This is a genomic window from Nakamurella sp. GG22, assembly GCF_052976845.2.
Map to the genome: position 1 here is coordinate 17,563 of NZ_JBRIIO020000012.1, position 19,853 is coordinate 37,415.

Genomic DNA, 19,853 nt, shown 5'->3' on the forward strand with positions numbered 1-19,853 from the left:
GCCCGGCGCAGTACGGTCGGCCGGGATCTACCCGCCGGCCGGCCGGGCCGGCCCGAGGCGGAGGCACGATGGCAGGCGGCAGCGGCACGGCAGACAACATCGATCGGGGCGACAATCAGGGCCTGCCCACGTTCAGCTCGCGGGACTGGGTCGCCACCGCCGCCGGGCTGGCCGAGCGGCGGCCGGATGCGGCTATCGTCGGCGCCCCGTTCGACATCAACACCACCCACCGGGCGGGCGCCCGGTTCGGCCCCCGCGCCCTGCGCTCCGCCGCCTACGACCCCGGCACGTACCACCTCGACCTCGGGCTGGACATCTTCGAGTGGCTCGATGTGGTCGACGCCGGAGACGCCTACTGCCCGCACGGACTCACCCCGCCGTCCCACCGCAACATCGAGGCCAAGGTCGCCGACGTGCTGCGGGCGGACGCCTTCCCGGTGATCATCGGCGGCGACCACTCCATCACGTACCCGGCCGCCACCGCCGTTGCCAGGCGCTACGGCTGGGGCAAGGTGGGGTTGCTGCACTTCGATGCGCACGCCGACACCGCCGACAGCATCGAGGGCAACCTGCACTCGCACGGCACCCCGATGCGCCGGCTGATCGAGTCCGGTGCGATCCGCGGGCGCAATTTCGTCCAGGTCGGCCTGCGCGGGTACTGGCCGCCGCCCGAGGTCTTCGACTGGATGCGCGAGAAGGAGATGACGTGGCACCTGATGCACGACGTATGGGACCGCGGCATGCGGCCCGTCATCGCCGACGCAATCGCCCGGGCCGGCGACGGCTGCGACTGGCTGTACCTGTCGGTCGACATCGACGTTCTCGATCCCGGGTTCGCCCCCGGTACCGGAACCCCCGAGCCGGGTGGGATGAACCCGGCCGATCTGCTGCGCGCCGTTCGTTCGATTGCACTCGAAACGCCTTTGGTGGCCTTGGATGTCGTCGAGGTGTCACCGCCGTACGACCAGGCGGAGAGCACCGTCAACAACGCTCATCGGGTCGTTCTGGAAACCTTGGCCGCGCTGGCCAACAAGAAGCGGGAGCGCGCCGGCGGCAGCGTCACCCGCCCCGGAACCCGGCCAGATCCCGCCACCCTGCGGTTCCCTGTCCGCCCGGACGCCTGGTCACGGCCGGAGCCGTCGAACACCTATACCGAGCACGACCACCATCTGCAGGGCGGCCACGACGACCATGCCTGATCGCCGACCGGTCCGTGCGCTGCCCGGCCGGAGAACTGCATGGACCTGCTGATCCTCGGCGGCACTGCATGGCTCGGCCGGGAGATCAGCCGGCAGGCGATCGGTCGCGGTCACCGCGTCAGCTGCCTCGCGCGCGGCGCCAGCGGGCCGGTCGCCGCGGGGGCGACGGCGGTCACCGCGGATCGGCGGCGAGCCGATGCCTACGACGGCGTCCGCCACCGACACTGGGACGCCGTCGTGGAGGTCTCCTGGCAGCCCGGCATGGTTCGCGGCGCGCTGGCGGCCCTGCGGGACCGCGCCGGCCACTGGACCTACGTGTCGTCGGTGAGCGCGTACGCGGCCGGCGCTGTGGACGACGTGGACGAGTCGGCGCCGCTGTTGCCGGTCCACGACGGCGCGGAGGCGACCCGGACGCAGTACGGCGAGGCGAAGGTGGCCTGCGAGCAGATCAGCCGGGATGCGGTCGGTGACCGCCTGCTGATCGCCCGGGCGGGCCTGATCGGCGGACCCGGCGACCACACCGGGCGCACCGGCTACTGGGTGGCGAGGGCAGCCCGCGACACCGCCGGCCCGATGCTCGTTCCCGACGCACCGGACCTGCCCGTTCAGGTCGTCGACGTCCGCGACCTTGCCTGTTGGCTCGTCGACACCGCGGAGACCGGGCGGATCGGCACCTACAACGCCGTCGGGCCGATCCAGGGGTTGGCCGACTGGATCGCGCTGTCCCGGAAGGTCGCAGGGCACACCGGCCCGCGCGTGCCCGCGACGGAGAACTGGCTGCTCCAGCACGGTGTCGGTCAGTGGATGGGCCCTGAATCGCTGCCGCTGTGGGTCGCCGGACAGGACCGTCCGAGCTGGTCGGGCGCCGCCGCCGACGCCGCGGGGCTGCGGCACCGGACCCGCCGGCGGCTCGTTGCCGAGCTGCTGGACTGGGAACGCGCACAGGGCCTGCACCGGCCGCGCGGCGCGGGGCTCACCGATCGTCGCGAGCGGGAACTGCTCGCCGCGCTCGGCAGTTGGTAGGTCGAATCCACCCATCGGTGAGCCCCGACGACAGTTCGGAGACGACTGCATGCTCGAGATCAGCACCCTCGGTTGGGTGATCACCATCGGGGTGATCGTCGGACTGCTCGCCCTGGACCTGATACTCGCGGCAGCACGACCGCACGCCGTCGGCTTCAAGGAGGCGACGGCGTGGTCGGTGTTCTACATCGCCGTGGCGATCGCCTTCGGTGTCGTGTTCACGATGATCGCCGGCGGCGACTACGGCACCCAGTACTTCGCCGGGTACATCGTCGAGAAGAGCCTGTCGGTCGACAACCTGTTCGTCTTCGTGATCATCATGACGACGTTCGCGGTGCCGGAGAAGCACCAACACAAGGTGCTGACGTTCGGCATCATCATCGCGCTGATCCTGCGCGCCATCTTCATCGTGCTCGGGGCCGCGCTGCTGGAACTGTTCGCCTTCATGTTCCTGGTGTTCGGCATCCTGCTGATCTTCACCGCGATCCAGCTGTTCCGGCACCGCAACCAGGACCCCGACATCCAGGACAACGCCCTCGTCCGGCTCACCCGCAAGGCGATCCCGGTGACCGACGAATACCAGGAGGGCCGGCTGTTCACCCGGATCGACGGGCGCCGGTTCGCGACACCGCTGTTCATCGTGCTCATCGCGATCGGCAGCACGGACATCCTCTTCGCGCTGGACTCCATCCCGGCCGTCTTCGGCGTCACCGAGGAGCCGTACATCGTGTTCGTCGCGAACGCCTTCGCCCTGCTCGGGCTGCGCGCGCTGTTCTTCCTGGTGAAGGGTCTGTTGGACCGGCTCGTCTACCTCTCCACCGGCCTCGCGCTGATCCTGGCCTTCATCGGGGTGAAGCTGGTCCTGCACTGGGCGCATGGCATCTGGTCCGGGGTGCCGGAGGTCAGCACGAACCTGTCGCTGGTCGTCATCGTCGTCGTGCTGACCGTCACGACCGTGGCCAGCCTGATCAAGAGCCGCAACGATCCCACCGCCAAGGCCCATGCCGGATCACTGCGCAACCATCCGGCGGCCGACCGGCCGGGTGCGCGTGACGTCGACGGAGTGGCCGACGGGGGCGGCGGCTAGCGTCGGAACGATGAGCACCCTCGACGACTGGATCGTGCAGGCCTCCAGAGCCCTTGACCTCCCGCCGGACGCCATACCGGCCGACCTGCGCACCGAACTGCTGGACATGACCCGGGACGTCGCGCACGGCGTGGCCAGGATCGCCGGCCCGCTGACGTGCTACCTGGTCGGCGTCGCCGTCGGCCGCGGTCAGGCGCCGTCCAGCGCGCTGGCGTCGCTGACCGCACTGCTCCCGGAGGGCGAGGCGACACCATGAGCTGGCTGTCCTGGGTGATCTTCGGCGCGCTCGCCGGCTGGGTCGCCTCACTGGTGCTGCGGGATCGCAGGCGCGACTGCCTGACCAACATGGTGACCGGCATCCTCGGCGCCGTACTCGCCGGATTCATCTACCGGTGGGCCACCGGGGTGGCATGGAACTTCGGCTGGGACTGGGCCAGTTTCGGGGTGGCCTGCCTCGGGGCGCTCGGGTTGCTGCTGGTGATCAATCTGGTCAGCCGGTCCGGACGGAGCAGCCGCTCCGGCTGACGCGGCTGACCGGCCGGGGAAGTCCGTCAACGACCAGCCTGGTCCGGTAGCGCAGCTCCCGCACCCACCCGTTGACGGCAGCCGGCGGTGCCGCATCCGACGACAGGTCCACGGTCCGGAGCCACGCCAGGTACTCCCTGCCCGCCGCCGGGGCCCCGCCGAGGTCGTCGGGGATCGCCGCCTGCACGGCCCGCCACGATGCAAGGTTGGCCGCCATCGTCCGCCGGCCGGCCCGCTCCGCCTGCGTGGCCGCAAACCGGCCGGCCCGGCGCGGGGCCGATACGCGGTCAGCTGCTCCGAGGCCCCTCGATGGCGCGCCGGGCGCGCGCCCGGCGGACCGCTGCGTCCACCACGGATTGCGCGACGGCCCACACCTTGATGTGCTCCGCTTGACTGCGGGCGCGGAGCCGGTCGAAGGCCTCGTCAGCGGTGCACCCGGTGCGACTCATGATGATGCCCAACGCCTGGTCGATCACCGCCCGGCTGATCAGCGCGGCCTGCAGGTTGCCGGCGAGCCGGTTGGCCTCCGCCAGCAGTTGCGCGTTCTCGATGGCGATGGCGGCGGCGGTGCCGAACCGCTCGCCGACCAGCACGGCCTGCTCACCGAAGGCGTCCTTCTGCGTGCCGTACAGGTTCATCACGCCGAGCACACCGCTCGGGGTCCGCAGCGGAAGCGACAGCATGCTGTGCAGGCCGAGCCGCGCCGCACGAGGCCCGAGGCGTGGCCAACGAGCGTCCCGCCCGAGAGATCCGGAGACAACCGAGCTGAGCCCACCCACACCCGTCACCGCGGGGCCCTCGCCGATGGAGTGCTGGATACGTTCGATCTCGCCGATCGCATCAGGCCCAGCGACCATGGTGCGCGGTTGCCCGGCCTCGTCGACCGTCACGCCGGCCCCTTCGGCGCTGCCGACCGCGAGCACCAACAGCTCGGCGATGGCGGACTGCGTTTCCGTCAGGTTCAGCCGCCCCGTTGACAGTCCGGCAAGGCCTGCCAGGCCGTCGGCAAGCGCCAGGTCGCCTTCGTCGTCGTCCACCGGGACGCCCTCTCGTCAACAACAGCGGGGACGGATCCACCCGCCGGATCGTTCTCCGGCGCCGATCACAGGCTGCCTGAAGCGTGCTCAGGACGAACGCGGATCACGACCCGCTGGTCGCGGATCATCGCCTGACGGTACTCGGTCCAGTCCGGATGCTCCCCCGCGATCGCCCGGTAGACCGTCTCGAGCAGGTCAAGGGCGTCAGGCTGATCGATGATCTCGGCCCGGCCGTCGATCTGCACCCAGGAGCCGTAGAACTCCTCGGTGAAGACCAGCACGGACACCTGCGGGTCCCGACGGATGTTGCGGACCTTCGCCAGCGGAGCCCGACTGGAGATGCACACGGCGCCGTCGACCACTCCGGCGTTCACCGGAGACATCTGGACAAGCCCGTTCTTTCGGCGGGTTGCCAGCACGGACCTGGAATGAGTTCTGATGAAGATGAGCGCATTGTCCAGTTCCATCGGCATAGTGTGCGCCAGGACCGGCGCCGACGTCGTCCTTGCAGAAGGCAGGTCACATGGGCTTCGGAACGCTGGCCATCATCGCCGCGGCAGGCTTGATCGGCCCTTTGCTGTCCATCCGCTCCGGCTGGAACATCCCGATCGTGCTCGGGGAACTCGTCGCGGGCATGGTCCTCGGCATCACCGGCTTCGGCTGGATCGACGCGTCCGACGAGACGTTGAGCTTCCTCGCGCAGATCGGTTTCGCGCTGGTGATGTTCGTCGCAGGTTCGCACGTGCCGATTCGCGACCCCATCCTGCTGCGCGGCATCAAGATCGGCACCCTCCGGGCATTGGCCGTCGCCGTCTTCGCGGCCGGCCTGGGCATCGCCATCGCCGCGCTGTTCGGGACCGGCAACGCGCCGCTCTACGCCGTGCTGATGGCCTCGTCCTCGGCAGCGCTCATCCTGCCGATCGTCGGCTCGCTCCAGCTCGGTGGGCCACCGATCCTCGAGTTGCTGCCGCAGATCGCGATCGCGGACGCCGCCTGCATCGTGGCGCTGCCGCTGGTCAGCAATCCCACCCGCGCGCTGCAGGCGTCGCTCGGTGCGTGCGCCGTGATCGGCGCGGCCGGGCTGCTGTACGTGGCCCTCGGGAAATGGAAGGCCACGGCGTCCCGCAAGAAGGTCCACCGGCTGTCGGAGCGGCGCAAATTCACCATCGAGCTCCGCGTCAGCCTGGCCATCCTGTTCGGGTTGTGTGCCATCGCCACGGCAACCCACGTGTCGATCATGCTGGCCGGATTTGCGTTCGGCCTCGTCGTCGCCGCCATCGGGCAACCCAGGCGACTCACCAAGCAGCTGTTCGCCCTGACCGAAGGCTTCCTCGGGCCGCTGTTCTTCGTCTGGCTCGGCGCGTCACTCAACGTCCGCGACCTGGCCGAGAATCCGAAGCTGATCCTGCTGGGCGTGGCGCTGGGCATCGGCGCGCTGCTCGCGCACATCACGATGCGGGTGACGGGGCAGCCGCTGCACATCGGCGCGATGGCCTGTGCCCAGTTGGGCGTCCCGGTCGCGGCGGCAACACTGGCGACGGAGGCGAACCTCCTCGCACCGGGGGAGGCCCCTGCACTGATCCTCGGCGCCCTGGTCACGATCGCGATCACCACCATCGCCGCCGGCTTCGCCGCCAGGAATCCCGCGTCGGCGTTGCCACCACAGACCGCGGGTGCGGAAGGCGATCCGGCCGTCGGCTCCAGTTAGCCGCCGACTGACCTAAGCTCTGGCTTATATAAGCGAGGGTTGGTATGATTCTCCGGTGCACGCGTTCGACGTCCTGGGCGATCCCGTCCGGCGCAGACTCCTGGAACTGCTCGCGGACGGCGAGCAATCCTCGGGCGCCCTCACCGAGGTGATCCAGCAGGAGTTCGGCATCTCGCAACCCGCCGTCTCCCAGCACCTGCGGGTGCTGCGGGAGAGCGGGTTCGCCACCGTGCGCGCGGACGGAGCTCGCCGGCTCTACGCCGTCGACTCCGCACCCCTGCAGGAGGTCGACGTCTGGTTGGAACGCTTCCGAGGCTTCTGGAGCCAGCACCTGGACGCCCTTGCCACCGAATTGGCGCGGGGTCGTCGGGAACGCCGGATGGCGGCCGACGACGCGACCGCCGGCCCACCCACCCCTGACCGGAAGGACGAACGATGAAGGACCTCGCCGACCACCTCGCGGCCATCCACCGCAGCGTGGAACACCGCACCACTGGGGACGACCAGACCGCGGCGGACACCTACTGCGTGACGCTGCGGCAGCGGTACGACGCCGACCCGGAGGACGTCTGGAGCGCGTTGACGGACCCGGACCGGCTGCGTCGGTGGTTCATGCCACTGACCGGCGACCTCCGGGTCGGTGGCTCGTTCCAGCTCGAGGGCAATGCCGGCGGAGACATCCTGACGTGCGAGCCACCCGCGCTGCTGAGGGTGACGTTCGGCGCTCCGAACAGCATCGTGAGCGTGTTCTTGGTGGCCGAGGGCGATCAGACCGAACTTCTCCTCGAACACTCCGTGCCGGCCGAGATGGCCGGCAGCGGCGCCGGCGCCTTCTACGTCGGGCCCGGATGGGACGGTGCCCTGATGGCGCTCGCGCGGTTCACGGACGGCGAGGCCATCGACGACCCGGTTGCCGCGGCGAGTTCGCCGGAGGCCGAGGAGTTCTCCCTGGGCTCCATCGTGGCCTGGGTATCCGCTGTGACGGAGTCCGGCACCGCCACCGCCGAGCAGATCGAGGACGGCAGGCAGATGGCACTGGCCCAGTTCGCGCCCAGCCACCTGGAGCAACAGCACACCGGCAGCTGACCGCGGCGCCGGGTCGGCGGAGGGCCGGTGTTTCCGTGTTGCCGAACGGACCGCTCGGGGTCGACGATCGTCGGGTGTCCCCCACCTCCCCCTCCCCGCTGCCCACGTCGAACGTCACCGCTGACCACCGAGCGCTGATCGAGCGCCTCCCGCTGGAGGCGAAGGTGCGGTTGCTGACCGGCGGTGACGTGTTCACCCTTGCTCCCGAGCCGGCGATCGGCCTGCGGACGGTGGCGCTGTCGGACGGGCCGACCGGGGTCCGGGGACTGAAGTTCAGTGGCGGCCGCACCGTCGCACTGTTCCCCAACGCGACCCTGCTGGCGTCCGCGTGGAGCGAGGACGTCGCCCACCGGGTCGGTGGCCTGCTGGCCGAGGAAGCGATCGCGCAGGGCATCCATGTGGTGCTGGGCCCGACCATCAACCTGCACCGATCGCTGCTCGGCGGCCGGCTGTTCGAGGCCTACTCCGAGGACCCGCTGCTGACCGGGAAGCTGGCCGCCGCCTATGTCCGCGGCCTGCAGAGCAGCGGTATCGGCGCCTGTCTCAAGCATCTGGTGGCCAACGAGTCGGAGACGGCGCGGAACACGATGAACAGCGTGGTCGACGAGACGACGCTGCGGGAGCTGTACCTGCTGCCGTTCGAGATCGCCGTCCAGGATGCGCAGCCCTGGTCGATCATGGCGGCCTACAACGACGTCAACGGTGTGGCCGCCACCGAGCAGGACCATGTCCAGAACGAGATCGTCAAGGGTGAATGGGGTTTCGACGGCGTCATCATGTCCGACTGGTTCGCGACCAAGACGGCCGCGCCCGCGGCGAACGGCGGCCTGGATCTGGTGATGCCCGGTCCGGGCGGCCCGTGGGGCGATGCGCTGGTCGACGCCGTCCGTGCCGGCGAGGTCGATGAGTCCGTCATCGACGACCATCTGGCCCGGATCCTGCTGTTGGCCGAACGGGTCGGGGCACTCGGCGCCGAGCCCGACCGGCGGAACGACCTGCCGACGCCCGGTGGTCCCGAGCGACGGGCGCAACTGACCGAGCTCGCCGCGGCGGGCATGACGGTGCTGACCAACCGGAACGGCGTCCTGCCGCTCGCCGCCGCCACCAATGTCGCGCTGATCGGCCGGCACGCCGTGGAGACGGTCTGCATGGGGGGCGGTTCTGCGCAGGTCAACCCGCCGCATCAGGTGAGCGTCGCCGAGGGACTCTCTGCGCTGCTCGGTGACGCCGTCACGGTGACCGACGGCGTCGAGGTACGGACCAGGTCCGTCCCCGCCCGGCCGGGCTTCGTCACCGATCCGGTCAGCGGTGAGGACGGCGCCCGGGCCTGGATCTACGGCGCGGACGGGTCGCTGCTCGAGGAGAAGCACCTACCCGGCGCGCTTGCCCTGGCCGGCTTCGACGACAACTACCCGCAGCCGGTGGGTCGCGTGGTGGTGCGCGGCAGGCTGGCGGGTTCGGGTGAGATCGAGCTGGGCGATATCGAACTGGGCGTCGTCGGCAAGGGAAAGTGGCTGGTAGAGAACGGCGATCAGCGAATCGAGTGGGACGTTGCCTCGACGTCAACCGGTTTCGGTGACGACATGCTCGCACCCCCGTCCCGGTCGGAGATCGTGACGCTCAATGACACCGGCGTCGTGCAGGTCGAGCTGACCGTCGCCGCTGACGAAACAGGCCCGATGGGCGGCGTCGCGACCGCCGGACTGATCGCGAGATCGGCCCCCCGGGATGCCGACGAGGTGATCGCGGAAGCCGTCGCGGCGGCCGCGGACGCCGACGTCGCGGTGGTCGTCGTGGGGTTGACCGAGGAGCAGGAGACGGAGGCGGTCGACAAGGCGACGCTGCGCCTGACCGGCCGGCAGGACGACCTGGTCAGGGCGGTGGCCGACGCGGCTGCCCGGACGGTCGTGGTCGTCAACTCGGCCACCCCGGTGATCATGCCCTGGCTCGACAAGGTCGACGCCGTGCTGTGGGCCGGACTACCCGGACAGGAGGGCGGTCATGCCATTGCCGCCGCACTGCTCGGCACGATCGAACCCGCGGGCCGGCTGGTCACCACCTTCCCGGCCGACGACGGCCTGGCCCCCGCCTGGTCGGTGACCCCGGTCGACGGCGATGTCGTCTACAGCGAGGGCACGTCCATCGGCTACCGCGGCCATTTCGGCGGGGCCGCGCCCAGGCCCGCGTTCTGGTTGGGGCACGGGCTCGGGTACTCGAACTGGGACTACCGGTCCGCCACGATCGCCGGCGGCAGCGCCCAGCAGGGATTCGAGGTGTCCGTCACGCTCACGAACATCGGCTCCAGGGACAGTCGGGAGGTCGTCCAGGTCTATTACCGGCCGGCCGAGCACGATCAGCCGGTGCGACTGGTGGGCTGGCGGGCCGTCGAGATCGCTGCCGCTGCAACCGCTGTCGTTCGGGTCGACACGGACCCGCGGATGTGGCGGCGCTGGGACGAGCAGGCAGGCGGGTGGCGTCAACTCGCCCCCGGCGGTGAGCTCCTGGTCGCCCGCGGGCTGGGCGACATCAAGGTGAGCATCGACCTGGCGTCGTTGCCGGTGGGGTGATCGGGCAATCGCCGACAGGTCGCGCGAGACGCACGCTTCCTGCCGCTGGAATCATCCGAGCTTCAGCGAACTGAGCATGCCCTGAACCTGCGTCCGGGTGGCGTCAGTCATCGATCCGGGCGAGCCGGTGGTGATCACTCCACGCCTGCCGTCCAGGTCCAGGATCCAGGTGGTGGTTTTCTCACCGGGCTGCTGCTTGCCGATCTGGCGGTTCGGCACCACCGTCCAGACGGCGAAGTCGCCCAGATAATAGGAGGAGAAATCCTTGATCGCCGGATCGGTTGTGGTGATCAGCTGCCGTCCGGTGAATCCATCGACGGTCAAAGGCTCTGGCGCACTTGTTTTCAGACCTTTTTCCGCTTGGAGGCCAGTCACGAGATCGTCGACGGTGGGCCCGATCCCCGCCTTTCCCTTGTCCCAGTTGCACCCGTCCTTGTAGGTGTCCTCCACGTCGAAGAAGGCGAAGTAACTGCTGTCCGGACCTTCCAGAGCAAAGTCCTCGAATCTCGACCAGCCTGCAGGCACCGTGATCTGTACCGGTGTGCCGACAAGATCAACCTGATAGGTCCCGGGAGTGACCTCCCCTGCTTCGTCGAACAGGCCGGGTAACCCCCCGGTCGACGACTGTGACGACGACACCGCAGACGTCGGCGCGGCTGGTTGACCGGCGACGGTCGCGGACGTGTCGGCGCCCTGGGCGCCGCTGGTGCATCCAGCCGCGAACAGGCAGATCCCGACCGCGGCACCTGATGTCTTGTTGTTCATGGATCCTTCTTCGGGTGTAGTGGGGCCGAGCAGGAGCGATGCGGTGACGGAAACCGCGGCCGTCGCCGCAGCGACCGCCACCCAGGCCGACCGTCCTGAACTGCGCCGGCTCCCGCTTTTGGACCAGGGCGGTGCCTCGAGCCGGGTCACCTGCGCGGGCGCCGACCCCTCGGAAGCGCCCGCACCGAGGTCGTTCTCGATCTGCCGGCCGTAGCCGCGGAGTTGCTTTTCGAGGTCGGTCATCGCTGCACCCCGAGGTCGCGGCGGAGACGCGTCATGCCGCGACGGTCGTGCACTTGGACGGTGCCCTTCGACATCGCCAGCAACTCCGCGACCTCGGCGAGTGTCCAGTCGAAGCAGTGCAGCAGCATCACCACTGCTCGTTGTCGTTCCGACAGATGACTGAGCGCCGCCGGTAGTCCGGGCTCCACCCAGGGCAGCTCGACCGACCGGACCGGCGGCAGTTGGACGGGCTGTCGGCGTCGGTTCCGCCGGAGTTTGTTACGACCGACGGCGAACACGTAGCCGACCGGGTTCTCCGCGGCCGACACCTGATCCCAATGCTCCCACGCAAAAGCCAGAGCCTCCGCTGTGGCGTCCTCAGCCACATCGAAACCGAACGCCGAACCCAGAGCCAGCCGCAACCGGGGTTCGGCAAACGCCACGAAGTCCGTGAAGTCGTCCTTCACTGCGGCCACCGGCGTCATCGTCCCTCGCTCTCACCCATAAGGGCCGGCGGGACGGATCCGTAAGACAGCAGCGTGAATCCCACTGCTCCTGAGAAGCTGCCCCTGAGAAGCTGCCGCCGAGAGTCAGGCGGCTGTACCGCCGGGCAGCACCACGACGCCGTCGTTGTCACACCAGGCGTGGTCGCCGGGCCGGAACGTCGCGCCGCCGATGGTGACCTCGACGTCCTGCTCCCCAGCGCCGGTCTTGCTGCTCTTGCGCGGGTTGCTGCCGAGCGCCTTGATGCCGATGTCCATTCCGGCCAGCACGTCGGCGTCCCGGATCGCTCCGTTGATCACCAGACCGGCCCAGCCGTTCTCGATCGCCAGCGCGGCGATCAGGTCACCGGTCAGCGCGGTGTGCACCGACCCGCCGCCGTCGACGACGAGGATTGCGCCGTTGCCCGGGGTGCCCAGGATCGCCTTGAGCAGGGCGTTGTCCTGGAAGCAGCGGACGGTCCGCACGTCACCACTGAACACCGCGCGTCCGCCGAACTGGCGGAACTGGGTGTCGCAGACCTGCAGCCGATCGCCGTAGCGGTCATAGAGGTCGGCGGTCGAGAAACTCTCCATGTCAGTCAACTCCGACCGTTGTTCCGCAGCGGGGGCAGGTTGTCGGCGGCTCGACCGGCACGAACAGGCCGCACTCCGGGCACACCCGCGGCGCCCAGCACACCGGATCGCCCCCGGTGTCGCCGAGGTCAGGGTTGACCGCGCTGGGTTCGACCGGGCGTTCGTCGTCCGGCCCCGGAATACTCACCTGCTCACGTCAGGCCCGGTCGTCGAACTCGTCGGCCGAGCCGGCCTGTGCACGGTGTCCCAGTGCCTGCAGCTCGTCCCAGACGGCCCGTGCCCGATCCACGCAGACGACCACCAGATCACCGGGGTTGGCCCACTCCACACCGACCCTGGTGGCCTCGATCTCGTCCAGCACCACCTCGATTTGCTTGAGCCGGCAGCCCTCCGACTGCATCTGTTTCGCGCCCTCGACGACCAGGCCCGCCGTCTCGCCCGGCTTGCGACCGCGGAGCCGGACGTCCTCCCGGACGATGATCCGGTCGAAGTGCTTCGCCGCCTCCCGGCCCAGATCGACGATGTCCTGATCGCGCCGGTCGCCCGCGGTGGCGATGACGCCGATGCGCTGCGGCCGTTCCCAGCTGGCGCCGTCCTCGAAGAACCGGTCGACGAAGTCGCCGAGCGCCACCATCGCTGGCGCGTTGTGGCAGTAGTCGACGATGACCGTGACGCCCTTGACCTCGGTCATGTTCATCCGGCCGGGGGCGGAGTAGTAAGACGGGGTGAAGGATCGCAGCCCGGCGCGGATGTCGTGCAGGTGCGCGCCCGCGCAGTACGCGGCACCGGCCGCGGCCATCGCGTTCTGCACGTTGAACATGGCCTTGCCGCCGAAGGTCGCCGGCAGCAGGTGGGTGTAGGCGAGCGGCATCCGGCGACGGCCGTGCACCAGCACGATGAGATCGCCGAGTTCGCCCGGCTCGAGGATGACGGCCTTGCCGCCGCGCCGGCAGTGGTCGGAGATCATCCGGTTGTCCGGCACCAGCGAGAACCAGACCACCTCACCCGACGACGCCCTGCGCATGCCCCTGACCAGCGGATCGTCCGCGTTCAGCACCGCGGCACCGTTTTTCGGGACGGCCTCGACGATGACCTGCTTGACCTGCGCGAGTTGCTCGATGGTGTCGATGCCGCGCAGGCCGAGGTGGTCGGGCGCGACGTTCAGCACGACGGCGACGTCGTTCCGCGAGTACCCCAACCCCTCCCGCAGGATCCCGCCGCGGGCCACCTCGAACACCGCGAAGTCGACCCGCGGGTTCTGCAGCACCATCCGCGCCGAGCGCGGGCCAGAGGCGTCGGACTTGATGACGAGCCGGTCGTCGATGACGATGCCGTCCGTGGAGGTCATGCCGACCTTGCGGCCCATGTTCTTGAAGATGTGCCCGATCATCCGGCTGCAGGTCGTCTTGCCGTTCGTCCCGGTGACGGCCACGATCGGGATCCGGGCACTGGTGCCCGGCGGGAACATCAGGTCCACCACCGGTTTCGCCACGTACTGCGGGTCGCCGATCGTCGGGTGCGAGTGCATCCGGAAGCCCGGTGCCGCATTGACCTCGCAGATCGCCCCGCCCGTCTCGCGGACGGGTTGGGTGATGTCCGGGCAGAGGAAGTCGATGCCGGCGATGTCCAGGCCGACCACCCGGGCGGCCTCCTCGGCGATGTCGACGTTGTCCGGGTGCGCGTCGAACGTGCGGTCGATCGAGATGCCGCCGGTCGACATGTTGCCGGTCAACGCCAGTTTGACCATCTCGCCGCGGGGCGGCACGTCCGTCATCTCGTAGCCCTGCTCGCGGACCAGCTCGACAGCGGACCCGGTGACGTCGATCCGGGTGAGGACCTTTTCGTGGCCGACGCCGCGCCGCGGGTCGGCGTTGGTCTGCTCGACGAGCTCGGCCACCGTCTTCGAGCCGTCACCGATGACGTGCGCCGGCACCCGTTCGGCGATCGCGATCATGTGACCGCCGACGACCAGCACCCGGTAGTCCTTGCCGCTGATGAACGACTCGACCAGCACGTAGCCCCGCCGGGACTGGTCGTAGGCCTCCTCGAAGGCCGCGCGGACCTCTTCCTCGCTGTTCAAATTGATCGCCACACCACGGCCGTGGTTGCCGTCCAGCGGCTTGAGCACCACGGGGTACCCGATTCGGCGGGCCATCCGGACCGCGTCGTCGGCCCTGCGCACCACCTCGGACGTCGGTACCGGCAGGCCGGCGGCGGCCAGCAACCGGTTCGTCAGCTCCTTGTCGGAGGCGATGTCGACGGCCAGCGACGACGTCAACGACGTCATCGTCGCCCTGATCCGGTGCTGGTTGACGCCGTGCCCCAACTGCACCAGCGAACCGGAGTTGAGCCGCTGCCACGGGATGTCCCGGGCGATCGCCTCGTCAAGGATGGCCTGGGTGGACGGCCCGAACGCGACCCGCTGGCAGGTGCGGAGGAAATCGTCGTGTTCGGTCTCGAAATCGAAGGACGCCAGGTCGTCGGTGGACAGGTCGTTGCCCGGCACCAGGAAGTTCACCAGCCGCACCGCGAGCCGGCCGGCCAGCGTCGCGACCGTCTCGTCCAGGTAGCCGAAGATGACGTTGTAGACGCCCTCCTCGCCGGTGGACCTGGTCTTCCCGCGGGTGATCTCGTGACCGGCCGTCCGTTCCAGTTCCAGCGCGACGTGCTCGACGACGTGCCCGGCCCAGGTGCCCTCGATGAGGCGCTCGACGAAGCCGCCGTCCCGCCCCCGCGAGCACTGGTGGTCGTGCAGTCCGGGCAGCAGCGCGAGCAGTGATTCGGTGAAGCCGGGCAGGGTGTCGGTGGGGAACTGCTCGAGCCGGCCGATGTCCACCACCATGTGGACGGCCGGTTCGTAGGAGTAGTAGTTCGGGCCGCGGTAGACCCGAGATTCGCGGATGGTGATGTCGGGCCGGCCCGGGTCGACGGCCGGTGCCGGCGGGCTGACCGCGGCAGGAGCGGTAGCGGCGGGTGCCCCATCGAGACCGGCAGAACCACTACCGGCCGCACTACCGGCTGAGCCGTTCCCCTGTCCGTCGGGTGCCGACCCGGTGGCCGTCGTCGCGGTCTCTGCCGACTCTGTCATCTACGCGCCTTCCCACCAGCCGGACAATGCTCGGCATTCTGCCCCTCGCCGGGAACCGCCGCGCTACCGGGGACACCCGCACCGAAGGACCGGCCACCACCGCCCCGACCAGCACACTCGAGGTGTGAAGTGGGCCTTTCGAGTGGAAGTCGCGGCCGGAACCCGTGATCGTTGTGCTATTGCTACGACCGCACCCACCGTAGGGCTGCACGAGGACGTCGAGTCCATCGTCGGCGCCCTGGTGTCGCGTGCCCGCGTGGTGACCGGGATGGACATCGCCTCCGCCGCCGTGCGGGATGCGGACGGCCAGTTTCCGATGCGGGTCTACCGCGGCGTTCGCTCGGAGGAGTTCCGTGCGCTGCGGATCCGGGAAGGGGCCGGACTCGGCGGTCTGGTGCTCCGCACCGGTGAACCCGCCCGGCTCGCCGACTACCACCACTCACAGATGATCACCTCCGACTACATGGCCGCGGTCGACATCGAAGGTCTGCACGGCATGGTGTGCGTCCCCGTCCTCGGTCCGGACGGGATCTCCGCCCTGCTGTACGCGGCACTGCGCAGCACCGGCACCCCCGGCGACATCGCGGTTGTCCGCCTGGAGGGCCTGGCGACCGAGGCCGGCACGGCGCTGCACCACATCGCCGCGCGGGCGAGTCAGCTTGAACTTTCGGCGCTCCAACTGCGCCAGACCATCGCCGGCCGGCTGCACGACTCCATCGCCCAGACCCTGTTCACGGTCGGGGTGCTGGCCCACCGCTACCGGCAGGACCGCGACCCCGTGCTGCTGACCAGCGGACTGGCGGAGATCGAGAACATCGCCGCGGCGGCGCGCACCGACCTGCGCGCCACACTGGCCGATCTCTCCCGGGTACCCGACGGCCGCGCCCTCGACCTGGCGCTGGTCGCCGAAGGCCGCACATTCACGGCCGCCACCTCGGTGCCGGTGTGGTGGAGTCACCGGGGCACGCCGCGGGCACTGGCACAGGAGGTGTCCGAATTGATCATCGACGGGCTGCGGGAGGGTCTGCGGAACGCGTTCAAGCACACCAGGTCCGACCGGGTGATGGCGACCCTGCGTTGGGGCGCCGCCGAAGTGGTACTGCTGCTGCAGATGCCGTGGGGCGAGCTGGCCGATCGCGGGGCTGCCGAGCAGTCCGGGCCGTCCACCGCCGTCGGCCCCGGTTCCCCCGGGTCGGGTCTCGGCATGCTGTCCGACCGGGCCGGAATGCTCGGTGGCCAGCTCGAGCTGACCATCGACCCGGACCCCGATGCCTTCGTGGTGCAGCGCCTGACGCTGCCCGTCCCGGGATACAAATCATGAGCCCCCCGATCAAGGTGCTGATCGTCGACGACCATCCACTGGCCCGCCGGGGTGTCGCCTCGCTGTTGACCGAGGCGTTCGGCGATCACGTCCTGCGGGAGGCCGGCACCACCGCGGAAGCGATCAGGATCGCCACCACCTTCCAGCCCCAGCTGGTGCTGCTGGATCTGCGCACCCCCGAAGCGCCCGGACCGGTCAGCGCCTGTGCCCGGCTCAAGGAGCGCAACCGCAATGGCCACATCGGGATCCTGACGGCCTACGCGGAGATCGACCTGCTCCGGCAGTGCCTGGCCGCCGGCGCCGACGGCGTGCTGCTCAAGGACGCCGAACCGGCGGATCTGGTGGTGAAGCTGCGTCAGCTGGCGGCGGGCAACCGGGTGATCGACAGCCGGGTCGCGCAGGCGCTGGCGGTCGATCTGGTCAACACGCTGCGGGGGCGCACCGAGCACATCGTGCTGTCACCGCGCGAACGGGAAGTCCTCGACCTGCTCGCCGAGGGCTGCTCGAATCGGCAGATCTCCGCGCGGCTGTTCATTGCGGAGACCACAGTGAAGGGTTATGTGGCCGCACTGCTGGACAAATTGGGTGTCGATTCCCGGCTCCAGGCCGTTGTTCGGGCGACCCAGCGCGGGCTTTTGTAACAAATTGTTATCGATGTCGCTCCGTACAGCCGGGAGCGACCGATCTATTGACGCATCAATCGTTGTCTGCGAATTTCATCGACGAGTCCACGAAACGCGAAACACCACCGGCGGCCGAGGCCTCCGGTGGTGTTTCGCGGGTGAATTGCAGGGGCGATTACTTCGCGAGCGACCTGTTCGGGATGATCGGCTTGCCGAAGGTGGCCGCGGCAACGCCGGCCAGGCACAGCAGGAAGGCCCACAGGGCGGTCACGATGCCGAAGTAGCCACCGGTCTTGGTGAGCGTCGCGCTGCCGGCCAGGGCGCCGAAGGCCAGCAGGAAGAACGTCACCGCAAGAATCGTGAACAGGCCGGAGAGCAGCACGGTGGTGCGCAGGGAAGCGATCACCATGATCACGGTGAACATGCCCCACGCGACCAGGTACCACCCTGCCGCCTTGGCGCGGTCCGCCTCAGGGATCTCCGCGGCGTAGATCGTGTACCAGGCCCAGAAGGACAGCCAGAACGCCCCGTAGGACGAGAAGGCGGTGGCTCCGAAAACATTTCCCTTACGGAACTCCCACATGCCGGCGAGGATCTGAACGGCGCCACCGTAGAACAGCGCGACCCCCATCACCACGGGTTCGGAGGTCTTCGGCAGGATTCCCGCGTTGACCAGGCTGAGCAGGAAGGTGGTCAGGGCGAAGCAGGCCAGGCCCAGCGGTGCCGGGTCGGCGATCGACTTGACCGACTCCGAGGCCATCTCCCGCGCCCGGGCAAGGCTGCCCTGTGTCGGGTCGCTGAAGTCGGGGGGGTTGGCGGCATGGGCCGCCGGCGTCTGCTGAGACGTTGTCATCTTCAATGCTCCTTCGTTGGGGCGTTGACGTGCGGGGTGGACCGGGATCAGGGGACGCTGGTTCGTCCGGATACTGGTGGCGCGCCGACGATGAGTGACCGCACAAAGGCATTCCCGCCGTAGCCGTACTCGGCAAGGTTGGCGGCCGCTCGTCCCGTCAGTAGGTGACGGACGCCATCTTGGCGGATTTTCTCGGATATGTCCTCGGCAGATTTCCGGGACATTTCGCGGCGTTCGATTGCCGGTGCTGGGCGCTGCCCGGGGAGAACCGGAGCGGAGAATGCGCCGTCGATGTGGTATTCGCCGGATGACGGCGGAGTGACGCGGTCGGCTGTCCGGTCCGGACACATCCGATCTGAGAGTTGGGAAAAGCGCAGCGGGGTGGGCGGGCTTTCCATGACGTCAGACTCCCGGATCCGCGGCTTCATCGTTGGCGCCGTAGGTCACATAGGAGAAGGCCGAAAGACCCCAATGTCGAGCGAAGAACACGACGTTCGTTCTTCCGGCCCCGCCAACAACGTCCTTTCGGACGGCCCCACACGGGGCACGGGCATCAGGCGGGAGTCCGTCAGGTGGACGCGGGCCGGCGCCGGAGCTCCGAGGTGGTCTCGTGCGCGCCTTCTGCGGCGATCCGGCGGCTCCGCGGGCGGGAGCCGGCAGGCACGTCCGCCGGCACGGCCACCGTCGGCTGGTCGGCGGTGTCCGGTAGGCCCGGTGCGGACACCAGGCGTCGCCCCACGAGGTCGAAGACGGCGCCGCGGGGCAGCGTGTGCAGCTTGACGCCGGACATCATCAGCGGCTGGGTGCCGGTGGCCGTGTAGGACGTCGTGATGACCTCCGCGCCGTCGACCACGGTGACGACGCCCCGCCCCTTGACCTCCATCAGGCCGCTCGGCCTGATCACCGCCGCGGTGTCCTCATCGACGCCGATGCCCAGTTGCGCGGGGTTGGACGCGATCAGGGCGAGCAACCTGCCGAAGCGGTTCCGCTGGGTGAAGTGCTGGTCGACGATCACGTCCGCCAGCAGGCCCAGCCCCTGCGACACCTGGGCGATCCGGAACTTCGGAGTGGCACCGCCGCTGCCGAACGAGACCATGTGCGCGGACAGGATGCTCGCGCCGGCCGAGGTGCCGGCCACCAGCGCGCCCCGCCGGTGTGCCGCGACGATGGCCGCGCCGAGCGGGGTGCCGACGATCAGGGTGGCGAGCTTGACCTGGTTGCCGCCGGTCATGAAGACGGCCGTCGCCCGGTCCACGGCGGCGACCAGGTCGGGTGCGGCGGACTGACCACGGCTTTCCGGGCGGATGCCGACCACGTCCGTCACCCCGAGGGTGGAGAACAGCTGCAGGTAGGCGTGGGTGATCTCGTCACCCAGCGAGGACGCCGTGGACAGCACGACGATCCGGGCCCCGGAGCCGCCGGCCAACCGGACGACCTCGCGCAGCACCGTCATCCGGCCGATCTTGTCCTCGGCCCCGCCGATGGGCATGACGACGCCGCTGGTCGACAGCGAACCGCCGACCTCCGGGGTGTGCGTCGCGCCGTTCGCGGCCATCGTCATGACGGTCAAGGTAGTCGAGCAGGCAGCCGAACCTCGCACCGCAGCAACCGCCCGGGCGGGGCGGTTACCCTCGACACGACGCTCGACGGCAGCTCGACAGCAGCTCGATGGC

The 19,853-nt window shown here is 69.4% G+C and carries 22 protein-coding genes; 11 read left to right on the forward strand and 11 right to left on the reverse strand.

Annotation, left to right across the window (positions count from 1 at the left end; translation table 11 throughout):
- Positions 1 to 68: 68 nt before the first annotated feature.
- The 5 genes from speB to ACVBEQ_RS13440 are packed head-to-tail and all read left to right on the forward strand — an operon-like array spanning position 69 to position 3,834.
- Entirely contained in the window at positions 69 to 1,199 is a 1,131-nt protein-coding gene (gene speB / locus ACVBEQ_RS13420) for an agmatinase (RefSeq protein ID WP_447153808.1), read from the forward strand.
- Between the two features lie 39 nt (positions 1,200 to 1,238).
- The gene (locus ACVBEQ_RS13425; protein WP_447153809.1) at positions 1,239 to 2,222 is read left to right on the forward strand and encodes an NAD-dependent epimerase/dehydratase family protein; all 984 of its coding nucleotides are present in this window, start codon (positions 1,239 to 1,241) and stop codon (positions 2,220 to 2,222) included.
- 49 nt (positions 2,223 to 2,271) lie between these two features.
- A complete protein-coding gene (locus ACVBEQ_RS13430) occupies positions 2,272 to 3,309 on the forward strand; it encodes a TerC/Alx family metal homeostasis membrane protein (protein WP_447153810.1) in 1,038 nt (345 codons plus the stop codon).
- Between the two features lie 10 nt (positions 3,310 to 3,319).
- On the forward strand, positions 3,320 to 3,565 hold the full coding sequence (locus ACVBEQ_RS13435) for a DUF6457 domain-containing protein (RefSeq protein ID WP_447153811.1): 246 nt from the start codon (positions 3,320 to 3,322) through the stop codon (positions 3,563 to 3,565).
- Positions 3,562 to 3,834, forward strand: a complete 273-nt coding sequence (locus ACVBEQ_RS13440) for a GlsB/YeaQ/YmgE family stress response membrane protein (RefSeq protein ID WP_447153812.1) — start codon at positions 3,562 to 3,564, stop codon at positions 3,832 to 3,834. The genes ACVBEQ_RS13435 and ACVBEQ_RS13440 overlap by 4 nt, the downstream gene beginning before the upstream one ends.
- Here the strand turns inward: ACVBEQ_RS13440 and ACVBEQ_RS13445 are convergent.
- The 3 genes from ACVBEQ_RS13445 to ACVBEQ_RS13455 all read right to left on the reverse strand — a co-directional run bounded on the left by ACVBEQ_RS13445 (position 3,800) and on the right by ACVBEQ_RS13455 (position 5,338).
- Complete coding sequence (locus ACVBEQ_RS13445) at positions 3,800 to 4,051, reverse strand: hypothetical protein (RefSeq protein ID WP_447153813.1); 252 nt, start codon at positions 4,049 to 4,051, stop codon at positions 3,800 to 3,802. The two genes, ACVBEQ_RS13440 and ACVBEQ_RS13445, sit on opposite strands and share 35 nt — an antisense overlap.
- 70 nt (positions 4,052 to 4,121) lie before the next feature.
- Entirely contained in the window at positions 4,122 to 4,871 is a 750-nt protein-coding gene (locus ACVBEQ_RS13450; RefSeq protein ID WP_447153814.1) for an ANTAR domain-containing protein, read from the reverse strand.
- Positions 4,872 to 4,936: 65 nt separating this feature from the next.
- The gene (locus ACVBEQ_RS13455) at positions 4,937 to 5,338 is read right to left on the reverse strand and encodes a PPOX class F420-dependent oxidoreductase (RefSeq protein WP_447153815.1); all 402 of its coding nucleotides are present in this window, start codon (positions 5,336 to 5,338) and stop codon (positions 4,937 to 4,939) included.
- A 56-nt stretch (positions 5,339 to 5,394) separates the two neighbouring features.
- Here ACVBEQ_RS13455 and ACVBEQ_RS13460 point away from each other — a divergent pair, with 56 nt between their 5' ends.
- The 4 genes from ACVBEQ_RS13460 (at position 5,395) to ACVBEQ_RS13475 (ending at position 10,232) form a co-directional block, all read left to right on the forward strand.
- Positions 5,395 to 6,579: a cation:proton antiporter gene (locus ACVBEQ_RS13460; RefSeq protein WP_447153816.1), complete on the forward strand. Its 1,185-nt coding sequence runs from the start codon at positions 5,395 to 5,397 to the stop codon at positions 6,577 to 6,579.
- Positions 6,580 to 6,634: 55 nt separating this feature from the next.
- Complete coding sequence (locus ACVBEQ_RS13465; protein ID WP_447153817.1) at positions 6,635 to 7,018, forward strand: ArsR/SmtB family transcription factor; 384 nt, start codon at positions 6,635 to 6,637, stop codon at positions 7,016 to 7,018.
- Positions 7,015 to 7,665, forward strand: a complete 651-nt coding sequence (locus tag ACVBEQ_RS13470; protein ID WP_447153818.1) for an SRPBCC family protein — start codon at positions 7,015 to 7,017, stop codon at positions 7,663 to 7,665. The genes ACVBEQ_RS13465 and ACVBEQ_RS13470 overlap by 4 nt, the downstream gene beginning before the upstream one ends.
- A 74-nt stretch (positions 7,666 to 7,739) precedes the next feature.
- Positions 7,740 to 10,232 (forward strand): glycoside hydrolase family 3 C-terminal domain-containing protein, encoded by a 2,493-nt coding sequence (locus tag ACVBEQ_RS13475; protein ID WP_447153819.1) that lies wholly within the window; start codon positions 7,740 to 7,742, stop codon positions 10,230 to 10,232.
- 51 nt (positions 10,233 to 10,283) lie between these two features.
- Here ACVBEQ_RS13475 and ACVBEQ_RS13480 read toward each other — a convergent pair whose 3' ends face one another.
- The 5 genes from ACVBEQ_RS13480 to cphA form a co-directional block, all read right to left on the reverse strand.
- Positions 10,284 to 11,240, reverse strand: a complete 957-nt coding sequence (locus ACVBEQ_RS13480; RefSeq protein WP_447153820.1) for a hypothetical protein — start codon at positions 11,238 to 11,240, stop codon at positions 10,284 to 10,286.
- Positions 11,237 to 11,695: a sigma factor-like helix-turn-helix DNA-binding protein gene (locus ACVBEQ_RS13485; RefSeq protein ID WP_447153821.1), complete on the reverse strand. Its 459-nt coding sequence runs from the start codon at positions 11,693 to 11,695 to the stop codon at positions 11,237 to 11,239. The genes ACVBEQ_RS13480 and ACVBEQ_RS13485 overlap by 4 nt, the downstream gene beginning before the upstream one ends.
- 114 nt (positions 11,696 to 11,809) lie before the next feature.
- Positions 11,810 to 12,295: a ribonuclease E activity regulator RraA gene (gene rraA, locus ACVBEQ_RS13490; protein ID WP_447153822.1), complete on the reverse strand. Its 486-nt coding sequence runs from the start codon at positions 12,293 to 12,295 to the stop codon at positions 11,810 to 11,812.
- Between the two features lies 1 nt (position 12,296).
- Positions 12,297 to 12,482: a hypothetical protein gene (locus ACVBEQ_RS13495; RefSeq protein ID WP_447153823.1), complete on the reverse strand. Its 186-nt coding sequence runs from the start codon at positions 12,480 to 12,482 to the stop codon at positions 12,297 to 12,299.
- Between the two features lie 9 nt (positions 12,483 to 12,491).
- The gene (gene cphA, locus ACVBEQ_RS13500; protein WP_447153824.1) at positions 12,492 to 15,383 is read right to left on the reverse strand and encodes a cyanophycin synthetase; all 2,892 of its coding nucleotides are present in this window, start codon (positions 15,381 to 15,383) and stop codon (positions 12,492 to 12,494) included.
- Between the two features lie 124 nt (positions 15,384 to 15,507).
- Between cphA and ACVBEQ_RS13505 the strand changes: the two genes are divergently transcribed.
- Entirely contained in the window at positions 15,508 to 16,704 is a 1,197-nt protein-coding gene (locus tag ACVBEQ_RS13505) for a GAF domain-containing sensor histidine kinase (protein ID WP_447153825.1), read from the forward strand.
- Positions 16,701 to 17,345 carry a LuxR C-terminal-related transcriptional regulator gene (locus tag ACVBEQ_RS13510; RefSeq protein WP_447153826.1) on the forward strand — a complete coding sequence of 215 codons (645 nt, stop codon included), beginning with the start codon at positions 16,701 to 16,703 and terminating at the stop codon, positions 17,343 to 17,345. The genes ACVBEQ_RS13505 and ACVBEQ_RS13510 overlap by 4 nt, the downstream gene beginning before the upstream one ends.
- A 157-nt stretch (positions 17,346 to 17,502) precedes the next feature.
- On the opposite strand, the gene ACVBEQ_RS13515 is transcribed toward ACVBEQ_RS13510, so the two are convergent.
- The 3 genes from ACVBEQ_RS13515 to ACVBEQ_RS13525 all read right to left on the reverse strand — a co-directional run bounded on the left by ACVBEQ_RS13515 (position 17,503) and on the right by ACVBEQ_RS13525 (position 19,741).
- A complete protein-coding gene (locus tag ACVBEQ_RS13515) occupies positions 17,503 to 18,180 on the reverse strand; it encodes an acetate uptake transporter (RefSeq protein ID WP_447153827.1) in 678 nt (225 codons plus the stop codon).
- Between the two features lie 47 nt (positions 18,181 to 18,227).
- Positions 18,228 to 18,608: a hypothetical protein gene (locus tag ACVBEQ_RS13520; protein WP_447153828.1), complete on the reverse strand. Its 381-nt coding sequence runs from the start codon at positions 18,606 to 18,608 to the stop codon at positions 18,228 to 18,230.
- A gap of 140 nt (positions 18,609 to 18,748) precedes the next feature.
- Positions 18,749 to 19,741, reverse strand: coding sequence for a cyanophycinase (locus tag ACVBEQ_RS13525; RefSeq protein ID WP_447153829.1), 993 nt, complete (start codon positions 19,739 to 19,741; stop codon positions 18,749 to 18,751).
- Between the last annotated feature and the right edge of the window lie 112 nt (positions 19,742 to 19,853).

What these genes read in the sequence shown, in the direction of transcription:
- ACVBEQ_RS13470 (WP_447153818.1), top strand. Translation starts at nt 7,015, where the DNA reads ATGAAGGACCTCGCCGACCACCTCGCGGCCATCCACCGCAGCGTGGAA.
- ACVBEQ_RS13455 (WP_447153815.1), bottom strand. Translation starts at nt 5,338, where the DNA reads ATGGAACTGGACAATGCGCTCATCTTCATCAGAACTCATTCCAGGTCC.
- ACVBEQ_RS13510 (WP_447153826.1), top strand. Translation starts at nt 16,701, where the DNA reads ATGAGCCCCCCGATCAAGGTGCTGATCGTCGACGACCATCCACTGGCC.
- rraA (WP_447153822.1), bottom strand. Translation starts at nt 12,295, where the DNA reads ATGGAGAGTTTCTCGACCGCCGACCTCTATGACCGCTACGGCGATCGG.
- ACVBEQ_RS13445 (WP_447153813.1), bottom strand. Translation starts at nt 4,051, where the DNA reads ATGGCGGCCAACCTTGCATCGTGGCGGGCCGTGCAGGCGGCGATCCCC.
- ACVBEQ_RS13480 (WP_447153820.1), bottom strand. Translation starts at nt 11,240, where the DNA reads ATGACCGACCTCGAAAAGCAACTCCGCGGCTACGGCCGGCAGATCGAG.
- ACVBEQ_RS13515 (WP_447153827.1), bottom strand. Translation starts at nt 18,180, where the DNA reads ATGACAACGTCTCAGCAGACGCCGGCGGCCCATGCCGCCAACCCCCCC.
- ACVBEQ_RS13520 (WP_447153828.1), bottom strand. Translation starts at nt 18,608, where the DNA reads ATGAAGCCGCGGATCCGGGAGTCTGACGTCATGGAAAGCCCGCCCACC.
- ACVBEQ_RS13460 (WP_447153816.1), top strand. Translation starts at nt 5,395, where the DNA reads ATGGGCTTCGGAACGCTGGCCATCATCGCCGCGGCAGGCTTGATCGGC.
- ACVBEQ_RS13435 (WP_447153811.1), top strand. Translation starts at nt 3,320, where the DNA reads ATGAGCACCCTCGACGACTGGATCGTGCAGGCCTCCAGAGCCCTTGAC.
- cphA (WP_447153824.1), bottom strand. Translation starts at nt 15,383, where the DNA reads ATGACAGAGTCGGCAGAGACCGCGACGACGGCCACCGGGTCGGCACCC.
- speB (WP_447153808.1), top strand. Translation starts at nt 69, where the DNA reads ATGGCAGGCGGCAGCGGCACGGCAGACAACATCGATCGGGGCGACAAT.
- ACVBEQ_RS13425 (WP_447153809.1), top strand. Translation starts at nt 1,239, where the DNA reads ATGGACCTGCTGATCCTCGGCGGCACTGCATGGCTCGGCCGGGAGATC.
- ACVBEQ_RS13440 (WP_447153812.1), top strand. Translation starts at nt 3,562, where the DNA reads ATGAGCTGGCTGTCCTGGGTGATCTTCGGCGCGCTCGCCGGCTGGGTC.
- ACVBEQ_RS13525 (WP_447153829.1), bottom strand. Translation starts at nt 19,741, where the DNA reads ATGACGATGGCCGCGAACGGCGCGACGCACACCCCGGAGGTCGGCGGT.
- ACVBEQ_RS13430 (WP_447153810.1), top strand. Translation starts at nt 2,272, where the DNA reads ATGCTCGAGATCAGCACCCTCGGTTGGGTGATCACCATCGGGGTGATC.